General features: G+C 30.2%; 13 protein-coding genes. 10 read left to right on the top strand and 3 right to left on the bottom strand.

Annotated elements, in window-relative coordinates; translation table 11 throughout:
- Nucleotides 1–81: 81 nt before the first annotated feature.
- The 6 genes from IFB02_RS05640 to IFB02_RS05615 all read left to right on the top strand — a co-directional run bounded on the left by IFB02_RS05640 (nt 82) and on the right by IFB02_RS05615 (nt 9,412).
- Nucleotides 82–3,543, top strand: coding sequence for a DUF4175 family protein (locus IFB02_RS05640; protein ID WP_223878878.1), 3,462 nt, complete (start codon nt 82–84; stop codon nt 3,541–3,543).
- Nucleotides 3,536–3,955 (top strand): rRNA maturation RNase YbeY, encoded by a 420-nt coding sequence (gene ybeY, locus IFB02_RS05635; protein ID WP_106688085.1) that lies wholly within the window; start codon nt 3,536–3,538, stop codon nt 3,953–3,955. Before IFB02_RS05640 ends, ybeY begins: the two co-directional genes overlap by 8 nt.
- Nucleotides 3,956–4,025: 70 nt before the next feature.
- Nucleotides 4,026–5,897, top strand: a complete 1,872-nt coding sequence (gene mnmG / locus IFB02_RS05630; protein ID WP_106688084.1) for a tRNA uridine-5-carboxymethylaminomethyl(34) synthesis enzyme MnmG — start codon at nt 4,026–4,028, stop codon at nt 5,895–5,897.
- A gap of 76 nt (nt 5,898–5,973) precedes the next feature.
- Entirely contained in the window at nt 5,974–6,825 is an 852-nt protein-coding gene (locus tag IFB02_RS05625) for a class I SAM-dependent methyltransferase (protein ID WP_106688083.1), read from the top strand.
- Nucleotides 6,826–7,051: 226 nt separating this feature from the next.
- A complete protein-coding gene (locus IFB02_RS05620) occupies nt 7,052–7,564 on the top strand; it encodes an OmpH family outer membrane protein (RefSeq protein WP_317173497.1) in 513 nt (170 codons plus the stop codon).
- A gap of 132 nt (nt 7,565–7,696) precedes the next feature.
- The gene (locus IFB02_RS05615; RefSeq protein ID WP_106688081.1) at nt 7,697–9,412 is read left to right on the top strand and encodes a hypothetical protein; all 1,716 of its coding nucleotides are present in this window, start codon (nt 7,697–7,699) and stop codon (nt 9,410–9,412) included.
- A gap of 1 nt (nt 9,413) precedes the next feature.
- Here IFB02_RS05615 and IFB02_RS05610 read toward each other — a convergent pair whose 3' ends face one another.
- Together IFB02_RS05610 and IFB02_RS05605 are read right to left on the bottom strand one after the other, a co-directional pair.
- On the bottom strand, nt 9,414–9,809 hold the full coding sequence (locus IFB02_RS05610; protein WP_106688080.1) for a DoxX family membrane protein: 396 nt from the start codon (nt 9,807–9,809) through the stop codon (nt 9,414–9,416).
- Nucleotides 9,810–9,837: 28 nt separating this feature from the next.
- Nucleotides 9,838–10,992, bottom strand: a complete 1,155-nt coding sequence (locus IFB02_RS05605; protein ID WP_191073111.1) for a DNA polymerase III subunit — start codon at nt 10,990–10,992, stop codon at nt 9,838–9,840.
- A gap of 122 nt (nt 10,993–11,114) precedes the next feature.
- Here IFB02_RS05605 and IFB02_RS05600 point away from each other — a divergent pair, with 122 nt between their 5' ends.
- Genes IFB02_RS05600 through IFB02_RS05585 form a run of 4 tightly spaced genes read left to right on the top strand, consistent with a single transcriptional unit; the run spans nt 11,115 to nt 16,522 of the window.
- The gene (locus IFB02_RS05600) at nt 11,115–12,689 is read left to right on the top strand and encodes an SPOR domain-containing protein (RefSeq protein ID WP_191073110.1); all 1,575 of its coding nucleotides are present in this window, start codon (nt 11,115–11,117) and stop codon (nt 12,687–12,689) included.
- Between the two features lie 16 nt (nt 12,690–12,705).
- Nucleotides 12,706–13,893: a phosphoglycerate kinase gene (locus IFB02_RS05595; RefSeq protein WP_191073109.1), complete on the top strand. Its 1,188-nt coding sequence runs from the start codon at nt 12,706–12,708 to the stop codon at nt 13,891–13,893.
- A gap of 39 nt (nt 13,894–13,932) precedes the next feature.
- Nucleotides 13,933–15,519 carry a lytic transglycosylase domain-containing protein gene (locus IFB02_RS05590; RefSeq protein ID WP_106688077.1) on the top strand — a complete coding sequence of 529 codons (1,587 nt, stop codon included), beginning with the start codon at nt 13,933–13,935 and terminating at the stop codon, nt 15,517–15,519.
- A gap of 25 nt (nt 15,520–15,544) precedes the next feature.
- A complete protein-coding gene (locus tag IFB02_RS05585) occupies nt 15,545–16,522 on the top strand; it encodes a DUF4837 family protein (RefSeq protein ID WP_106688076.1) in 978 nt (325 codons plus the stop codon).
- Between the two features lie 69 nt (nt 16,523–16,591).
- On the opposite strand, the gene tatA is transcribed toward IFB02_RS05585, so the two are convergent.
- The gene (tatA, locus tag IFB02_RS05580; protein WP_106688075.1) at nt 16,592–16,771 is read right to left on the bottom strand and encodes a twin-arginine translocase TatA/TatE family subunit; all 180 of its coding nucleotides are present in this window, start codon (nt 16,769–16,771) and stop codon (nt 16,592–16,594) included.
- Between the last annotated feature and the right edge of the window lie 76 nt (nt 16,772–16,847).

Raw genomic sequence — 16,847 nt, 5'->3', positions numbered from 1 at the left:
GAACTATTTTAAAACAAGTTTTAAGCGCCTTTAACAGACATAAAAAAATAAAAACTGTATTTTAGTAAGTTAAATAAAAAAATGGCTTTGAATAACTTCAATATCATACAAACCAAATTAGAACAATTTATTAGAAAATATTATACTAATGAGTTGATTAAAGGCGCTATCCTGTTTTTTAGTATTGGCTTGTTATATTTAATTATTACACTACTTATTGAATATTTTCTGTGGTTAAATTCTGGTTTACGTACAGTTTTATTTTGGTTGTTTATTGCTGTTGAGGTTGGTTTATTTATCAAATTTATTACATTGCCATTAGCCAAGTTATTTAAGCTTCAAAAAGGCATTAACTATAAACAAGCATCGGCAATTATTGGTAATCATTTTCCTGAAGTTAATGATAAGTTATTGAATGTACTTCAGCTAAAAGAGACTAACGATAATAGCGAATTACTTTTAGCCAGCATCGATCAAAAAGCTGAAGAATTAAGCCCAATTCCTTTTAATTTTGCGATTAATTTTAAACACAACACTAAATATTTAAAATACACAGTTATCCCAATTGCTATTTTATTATTAAGTTTTGTTTTAGGTAAAAATAATTGGTTTACAGATAGTTATAAAAGAGTAGTTAATTATCAAACCGCTTTTGAGCCGCCAGCACCTTTCAGTTTTTTTGTTATAAATGAAAGCCTGCAAACCGAAGAAAACAAAACCTTCAGGTTATTTGTACAAACCGAAGGAGATGTTGTTCCAGAAGACGCACAAATCAATTTTAACGATCAGTCATACTTTTTGCAACAACGACAACCAGGTACTTTTGAGTATGTTTTTGAACAACCAAAACAAGACATTACTTTTAATTTATCTGCTAATGGTGTTAACTCAAAACCATATAAATTACATGTTGTAGAAGTCCCAACATTGTTAAATTTTCAGATTGTTCTAAACTATCCAAATTACACCAATAAACGTAACGAAGTTTTAAAAGGCATTGGTAATGCTGTTGTACCACAAGGCACACAAATTACTTGGCAACTTAATACCAAAGCAACTGATCAAGTAGATTTAATTAGTAAAGATACTTTAGCCTTTACTACAGAAGAAAACGGTGTTTTTAAAGCCTCTAAACGCGTTTATAATAATTTAGACTACAACATTAGCACAAGTAATAAAAACCTTAAAAATTACGAGAATTTAGCGTATAGTATTTCTGTTATTAAAGATCAATATCCAGAACTTAAAATTGAATCTAAAACAGATAGTTTAGACCAACAAACTTTGTATTTTAAAGGTCAAGTTAGTGACGATTATGGTTTATCTAAATTACAGTTAGTCTATTATCCTTCAGAAAACGAAACGAATAAAACTGTAAAAAACATACCAATTTCATCTTCTAATTTTGATGAATTTTTAACTGCTTTTCCAAATAATCTAGAGATAGAAGCTGGTATTCCATACGATCTGTATTTTGAAGTTTTTGATAATGATGCGGTAAATAAAAATAAAAGCACAAAAAGTTCGGTGTTCACATACAGAAAGCGTACAAAAGATGAAGAAGAGCAAAAGCAACTTAACGAGCAAAATAAGACCATCCAAGATTTAAATAAATCTCTTGAAAATTTTGAAAAACAAGAAGAGCAACTTAGTCAGATATCAAAAACTCAAAAAGAAAAATCAGAGCTCAATTATAACGATAAAAAGAAGCTTGAAAATTTCTTGAAGCGCCAAAAGCAACAAGAAGAGATGATGAAGCAATTCAATAAAAAGCTTCAAAATAATTTAGAAGAATTTCAAAAGGAAAATCAAAAGGAAGATCCGTTTAAAGAAAAGTTGCAAGAGCGTTTAAAAGAGAATGAAGCACAATTAAAAAAAGATGAAAAGCTACTTGAAGAATTAGAAAAACTTAAAGAAAAATTTGAAAAGGAAGAATTTTCAGAAAAACTAGACAATCTTGCTAAACAGGCTAAAAACCAAAAGCGTAGTATGGAACAATTATTAGAATTGACCAAGCGTTACTACGTATCTAAAAAGATGGAAAAAATTAGTGAAGATTTAGACAAATTAGCTAAGGAACAAGACAAATTAGCTAACGAAGATCCAGAAAAAAACACTAAAGAAAAGCAAGACGAACTCAATAAAAAGTTTGAAGATTTACAGCAACAATTAGTAGATTTAGAAAAAGAAAATAAAGACCTAAAATCTCCTATGGATTTACCTCGAAACGCAAATACCGAGGAAAACATAAAAAAGGAACAGCAAGAGGCAAGTGACGAACTAGAGAAAAAGGAACAATCTTCAGACCAACAACAAAAACAAGACAAACAAAATTCTGCTAAGAAAAAACAAAAAAGTGCAGCTCAAAAAATGAAACAGATGAGTATGAGTATGCAAATGCAAATGTCGGCTTCTGGTATGCAACAGTTACAAGAAGATGCAGAAATGCTACGTCAAATTATAGATAATTTAGTTGTGTTTTCTTTTGATGAAGAAGACGTAATGAATCGCTTTAAAAACATAGAAGTTAACCATAACGAATATGCTAAATATCTTAAAAAGCAACACGAATTAAGAACTCATTTTGAGCACGTAGATGATAGTTTGTTCGCAATCTCTTTACGTCAACCAGACTTTTCTCAGCAAATAACTAAAGAGATTAATGATGTGTATTTTAATATTGATAAAGCATTAGATCATCTTTCAGAAAACCTTTTATACCAAGGTGTTTCTTCTCAACAATATGCATTAACTTCTGCTAACAATTTAGCCAATTTACTAAACTCTGCTTTAGATAATATGCAAATGCAAATGGGTATGCCATCACCAGGACAAGGCGAAGGCGGTATGCCACTTCCAGATATAATTATTAGTCAAGAAGATTTAGCTAAGAAAATGGAAGAAGCAATGAAAAAAGGTAAAAAAGGACAAGATGGACAACAAGGTCAGCAAGGTGAACAAAAACCTGGAGAAGAAGGTCAAAACGAAGGTGATAAAAAAGGAAAGAAAGATGGTGAAAAAGGAAATAAAGGTGAAAAAGGTAAAAAAGGTAAAGAAGGAGGAAAAGATGGTGACGGACAAGGACAAGGCGGTAGCGAACAAGGCGATGGTGATTTTAATGAACAAATGAATGCAGAATTATTTAAAATCTATCAAGAACAACAATTATTACGTCAACAATTAGAACAGCGCTTAGATAAACAAGGATTAGGAACAAGTAGTGAAGCTCAGCAATTATTAAAGTCTATGGAAGACGTAGAACTCAAATTAATTAACGAAGGATTTACCAACCAAACGTTAAGTAAAATGATGGACATAAAGCATCAATTGCTAAAGCTAGAAAATGCTACCTTACAACAAGGACAGGACACAAAAAGAGAATCTACAACAAACACTAAAGATTATAATAATACATCTACCAATATTATTAATCAGGCAAAACAATATTTTAATACTACAGAGATATTGAACAAACAAAGTTTACCTTTGCAACAAGTGTATAAACAAAAGGCACAAGAATATTTTAAACAAACCAATGATTAGCTTTAATTACGAAACCGATTTTAAGCTTCCTAACGAAGACGTACTTAGTAAATGGATATCATCTATAATTACACTTCATAATTGTAAGGAAGATGAAATATCTTATGTGTTTTGTGATGATGAATATTTACATAAATTAAATGTACAATTCTTAAATCACGATACATTAACAGATATAATAAGCTTTGATTATTCTGTAGGTAAAAACTTACAAGGCGATATATTTATTTCAGTTGAAAGAGTAGAAGATAATGCTAAAGATTTAGGTTTAACTTTTAAAGAAGAATTACATCGTGTAATCATACATGGTATTTTACACTATTGTGGTTTTAAAGATAAAACCGAATCTGATGCTAAACAAATGCGTTTAAAAGAAGATGAAGCTTTAAGTCTACTACAAACCATGTTATAGATTGTTGTATATTTGCACGCTAATTTTTTAAAGAATTTTAAAACGTTCCACGTGGAACAATCCAAATATTATGTTTAACGAAGTTTACGATGTTATAGTTGTTGGTGCAGGACATGCTGGTAGCGAAGCTGCAGCTGCAGCTGCTAATATGGGAAGTAAAACCTTATTAGTAACTATGAATTTGCAAAACATTGCTCAAATGTCTTGTAATCCTGCAATGGGTGGAATTGCTAAAGGACAAATTGTAAGAGAAATTGATGCGCTTGGCGGTTATTCTGGTATTGTAAGTGATACCTCTGCAATACAGTTTAAGATGCTTAACAAATCTAAAGGACCTGCAATGTGGAGTCCAAGAGTCCAAAGTGATCGTATGCGTTTTGCAGAAGATTGGAGATTGCTTTTAGAGCAAACACCTAACTTAGATTTCTATCAAGAAATGGTAAGTGGTTTAATTGTTAACGATGGAAAGGTTGAAGGAGTTGTTACTTCCTTAGGAGTTAAGATTAAATCTAAATCGGTCGTTTTAACTAACGGAACTTTTTTAAATGGCTTAATACATATTGGTGATAAAAATTTTGGTGGCGGAAGAGCGGGAGAAAAAGCAGCAACAGGTATCACAGAACAATTAGTAAATTTAGGCTTTGAATCTGGAAGAATGAAAACAGGAACGCCACCAAGAGTAGATGGTCGTTCTCTAGATTTTTCTAAAATGATAGAACAACCTGGTGATGTAAATCCTGATAAATTTTCGTATTTAGATATTACAAAACCTTTAACCCAACAACGTAGTTGTCATATGTCTTACACCAGTGAAAAAGTGCATGATTTACTACGAGAAGGTTTTGATCGCTCACCAATGTTTAATGGTCGAATTAAAAGTTTAGGACCAAGATATTGTCCATCTATAGAAGATAAAATTAATCGCTTTGCAGATAAAGATAAACATCAATTATTTGTGGAGCCTGAAGGTTGGAATACGGTAGAATATTATATTAACGGATTTTCAACTTCACTTCCAGAAGATGTTCAATTTAACGCGTTAAGATCCGTTGTTGGATTTGAAAATGTTAAGTTTTTTAGACCAGGTTATGCTATAGAATATGATTATTTTCCGCCGACACAATTACGTCATACATTAGAGACTAAACTTGTTGATGGATTATACTTTGCAGGTCAAATTAACGGAACAACTGGATATGAAGAAGCAGCATCTCAAGGATTAATGGCTGGTATAAATGCTGCATTAAAAGTTCAAGAAAGAGATGAATTTATCTTAAAAAGAGATGAAGCTTATATAGGTGTTTTAATAGACGATCTTATTACAAAAGGTACAGAAGAGCCTTATCGTATGTTTACATCTAGAGCAGAATATAGAACGTTATTGCGACAAGATAACGCCGATTTAAGATTAACACCTAAAGGATATGAGCTTGGTTTAGCTTCAGAAAAACGTTTAAAACGTATGGAAGAAAAACACGAACAAGCAGAAAAGTTTGTAGAATTTTTCCAAAATACTAGTGTGACTACAAGTGAAATAAATCCTATTTTAGAGTCTAAGAATTCTTCATTAATGAAACAGCAAGATAAGATGTTTAAGATTTTTGCTAGACCAAATATTGATATTGAAGACATGAAAAAAATCGAGTCTGTTTCTAATTACATTAAAGATAATAATCTAGATAATGAAATAATAGAGCAGACCGAAATTCAAGTTAAATACTCTGGATATATAGCTAAAGAAAAAAATAATGCAGACAAATTAACGCGTCTAGAAAATATAAGAATTCCAGATAATTTTGATTATTCTAAACTTAAATCCATGAGTATGGAAGCAAGGGAAAAATTAAATAAAATTCAACCTGTAACTATATCTCAAGCATCTAGAGTAAGTGGAGTTTCTCCTGCAGATATTTCTGTTTTATTAGTGTATTTAGGAAGATAGATTTTAAACGTTCCACGTGGAACGTTTACTTTTTTTATCAGTTTTAATTCTTCTTTTTTGATTAGACTTTAAATTTATGAGTAAAGAACAAACACAATTACATATAAAAGACCATTCTGTTTCAGGAGAATTATTTCAACTTAAAGAGAATAAAAACTATGGTTTTTTAGAAACCTTTCCTCAGCCAAAAGCTAGTCAACTTTCAGAATATTATAAAACCGAAGATTATATTTCGCATACAGATGCAAAACGAAATTGGTTTGAAAAAGCATATCATTTAGTAAGACGTTTTTCTTTACAGCAAAAATTAAAACTAATTAATGGGTTTAAAACCGACACTAAAACACTTTTAGATGTTGGTTGTGGTACTGGCGATTTTTTAAAAACAGCAAAAGAAAACAATTGGATTGTTTCTGGTATCGAACCCAATTTTGATGCAAGAACAATTGCAAATCAAAAAACAGATCAATCTGTATTTGATATTTATCAATTAGAAAACTATGAAGCTAATAGTTTTGATGTAATTACGCTTTGGCATGTTTTAGAGCATCTTCCAGATTTAGACCATCAAATTTCAATTTTTAAAAAACTTTTAAAACCAAATGGTAGGTTAGTGGTTGCTGTACCAAATTATAAAAGTTTTGATGCAACTTATTATAAGCAATTTTGGGCAGCTTATGATGTACCTAGACATTTATGGCATTTTAATCAAACTTCAATTTCTAATTTATTTGGCACTTTTAATTTTAAATTAGATGGTATAAAACCAATGTTGTTTGATTCGTTTTACGTTAGTTTATTGTCAGAGCAATATAAATCTGGAAGTAAAAATTTAATTAAAGCTTTTTATATAGGATTACGATCTAATTTTAAAGCAATACGTACAAAAGAGTACTCTTCTTTAATTTACGTCCTTAAAAAAGTATAAAAACTTAAAATAAAAGCTACTGAGATTAAATAGTAGTTTAATTAAGGGAAACGTATTAAGAATTTTTAAAACGCGCTTAAAACGCTTTATTTTAACTCGATTTTTATAGTAATAAGTTATATAATTTAAATATTATTATAAATATTTCTTATATCGGTTTTAAAGCGATAAAAAATGGTAATCACTTTTTTTAATTTTTTACATTTGCCAAAATTTAAAATATTTAATGATGAAAAAAATAATTGGTGTTTTAATACTTGCTTTAGCATTTACATCTTGTCAAGAACAAAAAATAGGATTTATCGATAATGGAAAAGTAATTAACGATTTTCAGCAAAAAATAGATCTAGAAGCAAAATACAAAGCCAAAGGAGAATCTTTTGATAAAAGAAGAGATAGTATTTCTCAAGCTTATAATTTAGATGCAAAAGCAACTGAAATGAAATTAGCTAGATTATCTCAAAGTAAACAGCAAGAAGGGTTACAAGAATTTAGACAAAAGTGGCAAATTGTTCAACAAAAGTTACAATTTGAAGAAGAGCAAATGTCTAAAGCTTTTAATACAGAAATAGATTCTGTTTTAACTAAAGTAAAGGATTTTGTTAAAGATTACGGTAAATCTAATGGCTACACTTTTATTTTAGGTAAAAACGAAGCTGGTAGCGTTATGTACGGTGATGATGCTAAAGATCTAACAAAAGCTATTACAGATGCTTTAAATGAAGCATATAAAAAATAAGTTACTTTTATTGTAATATTAAAAGCGTTAAACACTGTTTAACGCTTTTTTTGTTTATATAACCTTTTATTTATCAGTAGTTTTCTCACTTTTACTTATATTTATCCTGCTATTAATCATTTTAAAAAGACTATGAGAAAATTGCTAACGCATTTCATCATTTTCTTTACTTATTTTACTACTATTTGTGCTCAAGAAGCAACTCCGTTTAAAAGCGAAAAGTCGTTTTATATTTATGGAGATGCAACTACTATTGGTAATAATATTTTAAGTAAAGACGTAAAACTTCCTTTTAATCAACCACTAATTACTAATGATGATATCGAAATGGTTTATGTAGATGTAGACCAAGATATTACAACATTTAGTTCTAGTTCGGCTCAATTAAAACTACCTGAAAATCAATCTAATATAGTCTATGCAGCTTTATATTGGACTGGTACTTACAGCTATATTTATGGAAGTAAAAGAGAACAAAACGGACAGCTATTTTTTCAAGGAAAAAGAGACAGAAACAGAAGCGTTTTAAGTACTGTTAAACTTAAATTACCGCATCAAAACTATCAAGATATTCAAGGTAAGGTAATATTTGATGGGTATAAAAAGGCTGCATTTCATTTAAATGCACCTTATGCATGTTATGCAGATGTTACAAAATTACTTAAAAATGCAATGCATTTAGACGGTCAAATTACGGTAGCAAATATACATGCAACACAAGGTTTTGTAGCTGGCGGAAGTTCAGCAGGTTGGATGCTCTATATAGTTTACGAAGCACCAACAACACAACCAAAATTTATTACAACTTTTAATGGGTTTGCGCACGTAGGAACAGATCCAGTTATCATTAATTTAAAAGGGTTTAAAGTACCAGAAGAAGGCGAATTTAAAACCAACCTAACATTAGCTGCTTTAGAAGGAGATTCTGATATAACAGAAGATGAATGTTTTATTGCCAATCCTAAATTAAAAACAGCAACACGTTTGAAAACAGAATTTAGAGTAGAAAAAAACTTCTTTAATAGTACTGTAAATCAGAATATTAAAAGGATTCCTGATAGTAAAAACACCTTAGGATTTGATATTGCAACCTTAACTATAGAAAATACTAATGAAGTTGTTTTGGATAATACTACTGAAGAAGTCGAGCTCTTGTTTAATACTAAAGAAGACCGATTTTACTTGTTTTTTACTGCTTTTGAAACTGAAATAAGTAAAGAATTTTTTGATAAAATAGAACTTAATGATCAACCAAATGTGGTTAAATTAAACAGTCAAAATATTGAAAATCAAATAATTGAAGTAAAAAAAGCTGTTATTACAAAAGAAGAAGAACAAGAGAAAACGGTAGCTTTAAATAGTATAAAAACTAATGATAGTATATCTTTTAAAACCGAAAATAACGACGTAAACCAAAGTGAAAAAGAGGTTAATTTTAAGTCAAAACTTATCACAAAAGGACAATCACAACAATTGCAATCCGGTAATGTAATAATAAGTTCTTCTACTTATGTCGAAGCTTTAAAAATTAAAGACAAACCACTTGAAACACAACAATTTAAACTGATTTTAGAAAAAAATGCTGCCGAAATAAAAGGTGTAAAACAAGGCTATTATGTTATTACAAAGTTTTTTTCTTCACCAGAAAATGCATTTAAATGGCAAGAACATTTAAAAACTAAAGGATATGAAACCAAATTTTTAATAGACGAGAGTAAAAAACTATATTATGTATATTTACTTCATACCGAGAATTTTTATGATGCTTATATGCAACATAAAACATTGTTAGAGCAAAGTATGTTTAAAGATAATTGGGTATTTAAGGTAAATATGACAGATTTTTAAATTACTGTAAAATATATAAAGTAAACAATGTTGGTATTAAGTAAACTACAATTGTTCTTGCTCCATCGTAATCCTTAGCTACACGTTGTCCAAATAAAAGTAAAAGTAAAGTGATAGCACTTAAAATACTTGCATAAAATCCTAAAGAAGCATTGTCGTTTACTAATAATTGATAGATGCCAATTATGGCTAACAAACCAGCTATAGTTTCTAAAATTAAAATTATAGCAACATTAACTTCTACCATATTTGCCATAAAAGTTTTAGAAAAATGAGATTTTAACCAATTTATATTGCCTTTCCAATCTAAAATTTTATCTAATCCAGATTGTAAAAAAGTGATTGCTAAAAAAAGTAATAATATAATTTCTGTAATGTGATCTAATATTGAATTCATAGTAAAAAGGGTTAATATTGGATGGTTGTTATTCTTGTTTGGCGTGTAATAATCGGGTTAATTTTATGGATAAATCTGTAAGTATAATTTTAGAATTTCCGTTTCTTTCTATATGATAAATAGCATCTTGCAATTCTTCCGAAATATCTAAAATATTGTTATTGTGTACAAAAGGAGCAAATTTAGCTAAGTCAAATTTTTCAGCTTTAGCTTCAAAAAAAACTAAATCTTCTGCGCCATAATTAAGTAATAAGGCTTGTCTAAAAAAGTCTAAACAGAAGTTTAAAAACTGCTTTTGGGTTTCTCTTCCTGTTTTAGCTATTTCTTCACTCCAACCAATTAAATCATGTATTGCTGCTTTATTTCCTTTGGCTTTAAAAGCTGCTCTAATCCAAAAAATAAACCATTTTTCAAATTGAGTATCTTCACTATCGTGATAGACTAAATCGCATGCTTTGTTATAATTACCTTCAGATTGGTGAGCTATTTTTATAGCATCTGTTTCGTTAATATTAAATTGTTTAATAAGTCCGTCCTTGATGTCTTCTTCTGCTAATGGCGGAAAATGAATAATTTGGCAACGCGATCTAATAGTATTTATAATCTGCTCTTCGTCTTCGGCAATTAGTAAGAAAATGGTCTTATTTGGCGGTTCTTCGATTAATTTTAAAAGTTTATTTGCGGCTTGCGTATTTAACTTTTCTGCCATCCAAATAATCATAATTTTATAGCCGCCTTCATATGATTTTAAGCTTAAAGCTTTTACAATATCTTGAGCTTCGTCTACACCAATTTGACCTTGTTTATTGTCTACACCTAAAAGCTTGTACCAATCAAACAAATTGCCATAAGGTTGTTGGTTTAAAAGTTGCCTCCATTCTTCTAAAAAAGCACTGCTAACAGGATGTTTTTTTACTTTTTCTGTAGTAGTTACAGGAAAAGCAAAATGTAAATCTGGATGAGAAAAGTTTTTAAATTTTAAGTTGCATGCTGCATTACCATTTAAGTTTTCTGCATCTGTATTGTTACATAAAATATATTGCGCATATGCAATAGCCATAGGCAATGTACCAGAACCTTCTGGTCCAACAAATAACTGTGCATGTGGTACACGACCATGATCTGCACTTGTTGTTAAGTGTTTTTTTATATGTTGTAGTCCTAAAATTTCACTAAAAAGCATAAAGCAAAGATAGTTTTCTTCTAAATTAAAAGCGAATATCTTGCTGGTTGATTTTATTAACTAGCTTACAATGTATCATAGTAATTGTATATATTTGATGTTTACTTAATTTAAGAGTTTAAATGAAACGCCTAACATTATTTTTTATCTGTTACATTAGTGTTTACAATGTTTTTGCGCAGGAGCAAAAAACAATTGTAGACTCTACTTTTATAGATGGCGTACCATTTAAATCTGTAAACGAATTTTACATTTTTGGAGATGTTGCTGTAATAGGTAATAATATACTTAGTAAAGACAGTAAAAAACCATTTAACGATAGGTTAGAGGATAATGACAATATTAAAATGAAATATGTAGATATTGATGATAATCCAGAAACCTTTAGCTCTAGTCAAGCCACACTTAAATTGCCAAACGATGTAAAAAAGATTGCCTATGCAGGTTTGTATTGGACAGCAACTTATGCGTATGAAAAAGGCACCAGAAAATCTCAAAAAGAAAACTATATCTATCGTGGCAACGGAAAAAGATCGCCTGTTTTAAATCAAATACAGTTTAAAATACCAGATCAAGACTACAAGTCAATTACCGGTCAAGTTATTTACGATGGATCTACAAATACAACACATGTTATAAACTCGCCTTACGTATGTTATGCAGATGTAACAAACATGTTACAAGAATTAAACAATGCATCAGGCGATTATACTGTCGCAAACGTAAAAGCTACAGAAGGATTTTTATCTGGCGGAAGCGCAGCAGGTTGGATGCTTTACGTAATCTATCAATCACCAACAGATAACCCTAAATATATTTCAACCTACAACGGATTTGCATTAGTAAATCACAAACCTGTAGATATAACATTTAAAAATTTTAAATCTGTTAATCAAGGTGATGTAAAAACCTCAATTGTAGTGTCTGCATTAGAAGGTGATAATAATTTACAATACGATCAATGTGCAATAATAAAAGCAAATAAAAACGAATTTCAGTCACTAAGTAATGGCGCAAGATATCAGCAAAACTTTTTTAATAGTACCATAACCAATAATTCGATAATTAACAGAGATCGATTACCAAATAGTGAAAACACTTTAGGATTTGATATTGCCCAATTGGATATTCCAAACTATAATAACTCTTTGATTAATAATAGTATGAGTGAAACAACGCTTAGATTAAATACACAATCAGATAGGTATTATTTATATTTTACAGCATTCCAAACAGAGATATCTCAAGCCTATTTTAATGATGTAGTCCAAGACAACACAAAAACAGCTACAACACAAGTTAGCGTAGCGCCAGAGATAATTAGGTCTAATCCAGAAACACAACCTAGTTACAATACAATAGAAAAAAGAAAACCATATCAATACACAAAAAAGGGATTAAATTCTAAGTCGTTTAATTATTTAAAACGAAAAAAATCTACAGTGGTAATTGGTATAGAAGGCGGATATTATGTGGTAACAAATGTATTTTCTGACGCAACAAAAGCTTCACGCTGGACAGCAAACCTAATAAAAAAAGGGTTTGATGCAGATGTATTTGTAAATCCTAAAAACAATTGGAATTACGTATATGTCTTACGAAGCGATACAGCAGAAGACGCCTTTAAACTAATGGAAGAACTTAAAACAAATTATAGATACAGAGATACATGGATTTTTAAAGCCAATCTCGATTAACACAAAAACGCAACTAATGAAAACGCTTAACGATTTCAATTTCAAAAACAAAAAAGCATTAATTCGTGTAGATTTTAATGTGCCTTTAGATTCAAATTTTAATGTAACAGATGCTACAAGAATAGAAGCAGCAAAACCAACAATAATTAAGATTTTAGAAGATGGTGGTAGCTGTATTTTAATGTCCCATTTAGGAAGACCAAAAGGCGCTCAAGACGAGTTTTCTTTAAAACATATTGTAAGTAAAGTAGAAGATATTATTGGTGTAGAAACACAGTTTATAGACAATTGTGTTGGCGATACTGTAGAGCAAGCAGCATCTAACCTTCAACCAGGTAAAATTTTAATTTTAGAGAACTTACGTTTTCATGAAGAAGAAACTAAAGGCGATAAAGATTTTGCAGAGCAATTATCAAAATTAGGAGATATTTATGTAAATGATGCATTTGGTACAGCACATCGTGCACACGCATCTACAACAGTTGTAGCGCAATTTTTCCCAGAAAGTAAATGCTTTGGATACCTTTTAGAACAAGAAATAAAAAGTATTGATAAAGTTATGAAAACTGGAGAAAAACCAGTATTGGCAGTACTTGGCGGCGCAAAAGTGTCTTCAAAAATTACGATAATAGAAAATATTTTAGATAAAGTAGATCACCTAATAATTGGTGGCGGAATGTCTTTTACGTTTGCAAAAGCCAACGGTGGTAAAGTAGGAGATTCTATTTGTGAAGACGATAAAATGCCTTTAGCTTTAGAGATATTAAAACAAGCAAAAGAAAAAAACGTACAAGTACATTTACCTGTAGATGTAATTGCTGCAGATAAGTTTGATAACAATGCAAACACTCAAATCTGTGATATTAATGCAATACCAGATGGTTGGCAAGGATTAGATGCAGGACCAAAATCTTTAGAAAACTTTAAAGCGGTTGTTTTAGAAAGTAAGACCATTTTATGGAATGGACCTTTAGGTGTTTTTGAGATGGAAAACTTTGCAAACGGGACAATCCAATTGGGTAATTATATAGCACAAGCTACTAAAAACGGAGCATTTTCTTTAGTTGGTGGCGGCGACTCTGTAGCTGCTGTAAAGCAATTTGGTTTTGAAGACAAGGTTAGTTATGTAAGTACTGGTGGCGGCGCAATGCTAGAAAGTCTAGAAGGAAAAACTTTACCAGGTATTGCTGCAATTTTAGAATAATTTAAGCATAATTTACGTTAAGTATTTAAACATCTTTTTATGTTAAAAAACAATTCCAATATAATCGTATTATTATTTTCACTTTTTAGTGGTTATATCTTTGCTCAAGATACGTTACAAGAGACAATAAGACTGCGTCAAGACCAATTAGTCTCTGGAGAAAGCTATGAAATAGATACAATTATAGATGGACAAACATATTTTAAAAAAACAATAAAAGCTGTTTCTGGTACTATTCCAGAACAGCTTTTAGATAACGATTATGCGGCGCAAATAGATAAAAAATGGTTAGAAGAGCTTTATAGCAACACACTTTTTGATACGATTTATAGAGATGTAACAGATTTAAAATACACTGCTGTTTATTATCCAGAATTGCCAACAGATACTTTAAAAGCAAGATTAAAACGGCTTAATGCAAAAACACCTTTTAATGTAGAATACAATCCGTCGTTAGAAAATGTAATTAAATCGTTTTTAAAAAATAGACATCAATCTTTTGAACGGTTAATGGGATTAAGCAATTATTATTTTCCAATGTTTGAACGCGAGTTTGACAATTACGATATTCCGTTAGAGATGAAATACCTTGCAATTGTAGAATCTGCCTTAAAACCAAGAGCAAAATCTAGAGTAGGAGCAACAGGACTTTGGCAATTTATGTTTGCTACAGGTAAACAATATGGTTTGGATGTAAGTAGTTATGTAGACGAAAGAAGTGATCCTATAAAATCTACTGAAGCAGCAGCAAAATACTTAGCAAAATTATATGAGTTATTTGGCGATTGGGATTTAGCTTTGGCAGCATATAACTCTGGACCAGGTAACGTTAGCAAAGCTATAAGACGTTCTGGAGGATATCAAAACTATTGGAATATTCGTCCACATCTTCCACGTGAAACAGCAGGTTATGTGCCAGCATTTTTAGCGACAATGTATATTTTTGAATATGCAAAAGAACATGGTTTTGTACAACATAGACCAGAATTTAATTACATAGATACAGATACAATACATGTAAAACAAATGATTACATTAGACCAAGTATCTGAGTTTACTGGTGTAAAAATAGAAACCTTACAGTTTTTAAATCCCTCTTATAAGTTAGATATAATTCCATTTATAAAAGATGAAAATTATACCTTACGTTTACCAAGACATGTTGTAGGTGCATTTGTAAATAATGAAGACCAAATGTATGCTTATGCAAAAGCCGAATTTGATAAACGCGAAAAACCGTTACCTCAATTTTTCGAATCTGATACAAAAACTAGATATAGAGTTAAGCAAGGTGATTATTTAGGGAAAATAGCTAGAAAATTTGGAGTAAGAGTTAGTCAGATTAAGCAATGGAATGGTTTAAGAAGTAATAACTTAAAAATAGGACAAAGACTTACGATTTACCCGCGTAATGGCGCATCTATCCAAAAGGTAAATGCTTCATCTTCAAGTAGCTCTGGTAATAATTCTTACAAAGGAAAAACATATATTGTGCAAAAAGGAGATAGTTTATGGAGTATCTCTCAAAAATTTTCAGGAATTTCTGTTCAAAATATTAAAGATTGGAATGGTATTAGTGGTACTAATTTAAAACCAGGAATGACATTAAAATTGTCTAAAAGCTAAATTTCAATTTAAAACAACTCACACGATGAAAAAAATAATTTTACTTGCAGCACTAGTGTTTGTAGCATTTGCTTGTAATAACAAAGAAAAAGGTAATCAAAGATACATTCCAGACTCTTCAGGAAATTTAAACAATCTTTCTGTAGTTATAGATAGTGATTTATGGAAAGGAAAAGTTGGTGACGCTATTAGAGACGTTGTAACTGCAAATGTTCCAGGTTTACCGCAAAACGAACCAATGTTTGATATTAATCAAATACCGCCACAAGTATTTAAAGATTTTGCAACTAAAAATAGAACAGTTTTAAAAATAGCAAAAGGCAAAGATGCTGGATTAAAAATAGCTAACAACGTTTATGCAAAACCGCAAAAAGTAGTCTACATTACAGGACAAAATAATAACCAGATTTTAGAGATTTTAAATGCAAATAAAGACAAAATAATTTCTGCTTTTAAAACTCAGGAAATTAATTGGAGACAAAGCCAAATAAGTAAATCGGTATTAAACACAGGAGATTTAGAAAAAAACTTAGGCATAACAATTAACTTTCCTTCGATTTATAGAATGGCTAAACAAGAGAAAAACTTTTATTGGATAAGAAAAAATCTAAGTACAGGAACCAATAATGTTATGATCTACACACTACCTTTTGACTCTATAGATACCAATGCAGATATTATAGAGCAAGCTGTAAAATTTAGGGATAGTATAGGTAAAAAATATATTCCTGGTCCATTAGATAATACTTACATGAAAACAGAAGAAGCCTATTCACCGTTTTTATTTACAACAACAATAGATGATAAGCCAGCTTTTGAAGTAAGAAGTACTTGGGACATAGAAGGTACTTTTAACGCAGGACCATTTGTTAATTATATGATTGAAGATAAGGCAAATAATAGATATGTTGTTGCCGAAGGATTTACATTTGCACCATCTGTTAATAAGCGTGATTTTGTGATGGAGTTAGAAGCAATTATAAACTCTATAAAATTTAAATAATACTAAATAGTATATAAGTAAAAAGCCCAATGTTAATCATTGGGCTTTTTACTTTTTAAAACAAAAGTTTTATTTATTTTCTTCTTTAGGATCTTCTTTGCTAGCGTCTTTAAATTCTTTTATACCGCTTCCTAAACCACGCATTAATTCTGGTATTTTTTTACCTCCAAAAATTAATAATATTACTACTACAATTAATATAATTTGTGGTACACCTGGAACACCTAAAAATATACTGTTAGCTATCATGACTTTAAAATTTAGAATACAAAGTTAATAATTAAAGTTTAATAATAACGTTTATATGCTAACTTTAGCATTTACT

This window comes from Mesoflavibacter profundi (genome assembly GCF_014764305.1).
Classification (GTDB): domain Bacteria; phylum Bacteroidota; class Bacteroidia; order Flavobacteriales; family Flavobacteriaceae; genus Mesoflavibacter; species Mesoflavibacter profundi.
This window is presented reverse-complemented; position numbering and strand designations above follow the sequence as displayed.

Excerpts from the sequence above, each read along its gene's own strand:
- IFB02_RS05640 (WP_223878878.1), top strand. The coding sequence starts at position 82 with ATGGCTTTGAATAACTTCAATATCATACAAACCAAATTAGAACAATTT.
- ybeY (WP_106688085.1), top strand. The coding sequence starts at position 3,536 with ATGATTAGCTTTAATTACGAAACCGATTTTAAGCTTCCTAACGAAGAC.
- mnmG (WP_106688084.1), top strand. The coding sequence starts at position 4,026 with ATGTTTAACGAAGTTTACGATGTTATAGTTGTTGGTGCAGGACATGCT.
- IFB02_RS05625 (WP_106688083.1), top strand. The coding sequence starts at position 5,974 with ATGAGTAAAGAACAAACACAATTACATATAAAAGACCATTCTGTTTCA.
- IFB02_RS05620 (WP_317173497.1), top strand. The coding sequence starts at position 7,052 with ATGATGAAAAAAATAATTGGTGTTTTAATACTTGCTTTAGCATTTACA.
- IFB02_RS05615 (WP_106688081.1), top strand. The coding sequence starts at position 7,697 with ATGAGAAAATTGCTAACGCATTTCATCATTTTCTTTACTTATTTTACT.
- IFB02_RS05610 (WP_106688080.1), bottom strand. The coding sequence starts at position 9,809 with ATGAATTCAATATTAGATCACATTACAGAAATTATATTATTACTTTTT.
- IFB02_RS05605 (WP_191073111.1), bottom strand. The coding sequence starts at position 10,992 with ATGCTTTTTAGTGAAATTTTAGGACTACAACATATAAAAAAACACTTA.
- IFB02_RS05600 (WP_191073110.1), top strand. The coding sequence starts at position 11,115 with ATGAAACGCCTAACATTATTTTTTATCTGTTACATTAGTGTTTACAAT.
- IFB02_RS05595 (WP_191073109.1), top strand. The coding sequence starts at position 12,706 with ATGAAAACGCTTAACGATTTCAATTTCAAAAACAAAAAAGCATTAATT.
- IFB02_RS05590 (WP_106688077.1), top strand. The coding sequence starts at position 13,933 with ATGTTAAAAAACAATTCCAATATAATCGTATTATTATTTTCACTTTTT.
- IFB02_RS05585 (WP_106688076.1), top strand. The coding sequence starts at position 15,545 with ATGAAAAAAATAATTTTACTTGCAGCACTAGTGTTTGTAGCATTTGCT.
- tatA (WP_106688075.1), bottom strand. The coding sequence starts at position 16,771 with ATGATAGCTAACAGTATATTTTTAGGTGTTCCAGGTGTACCACAAATT.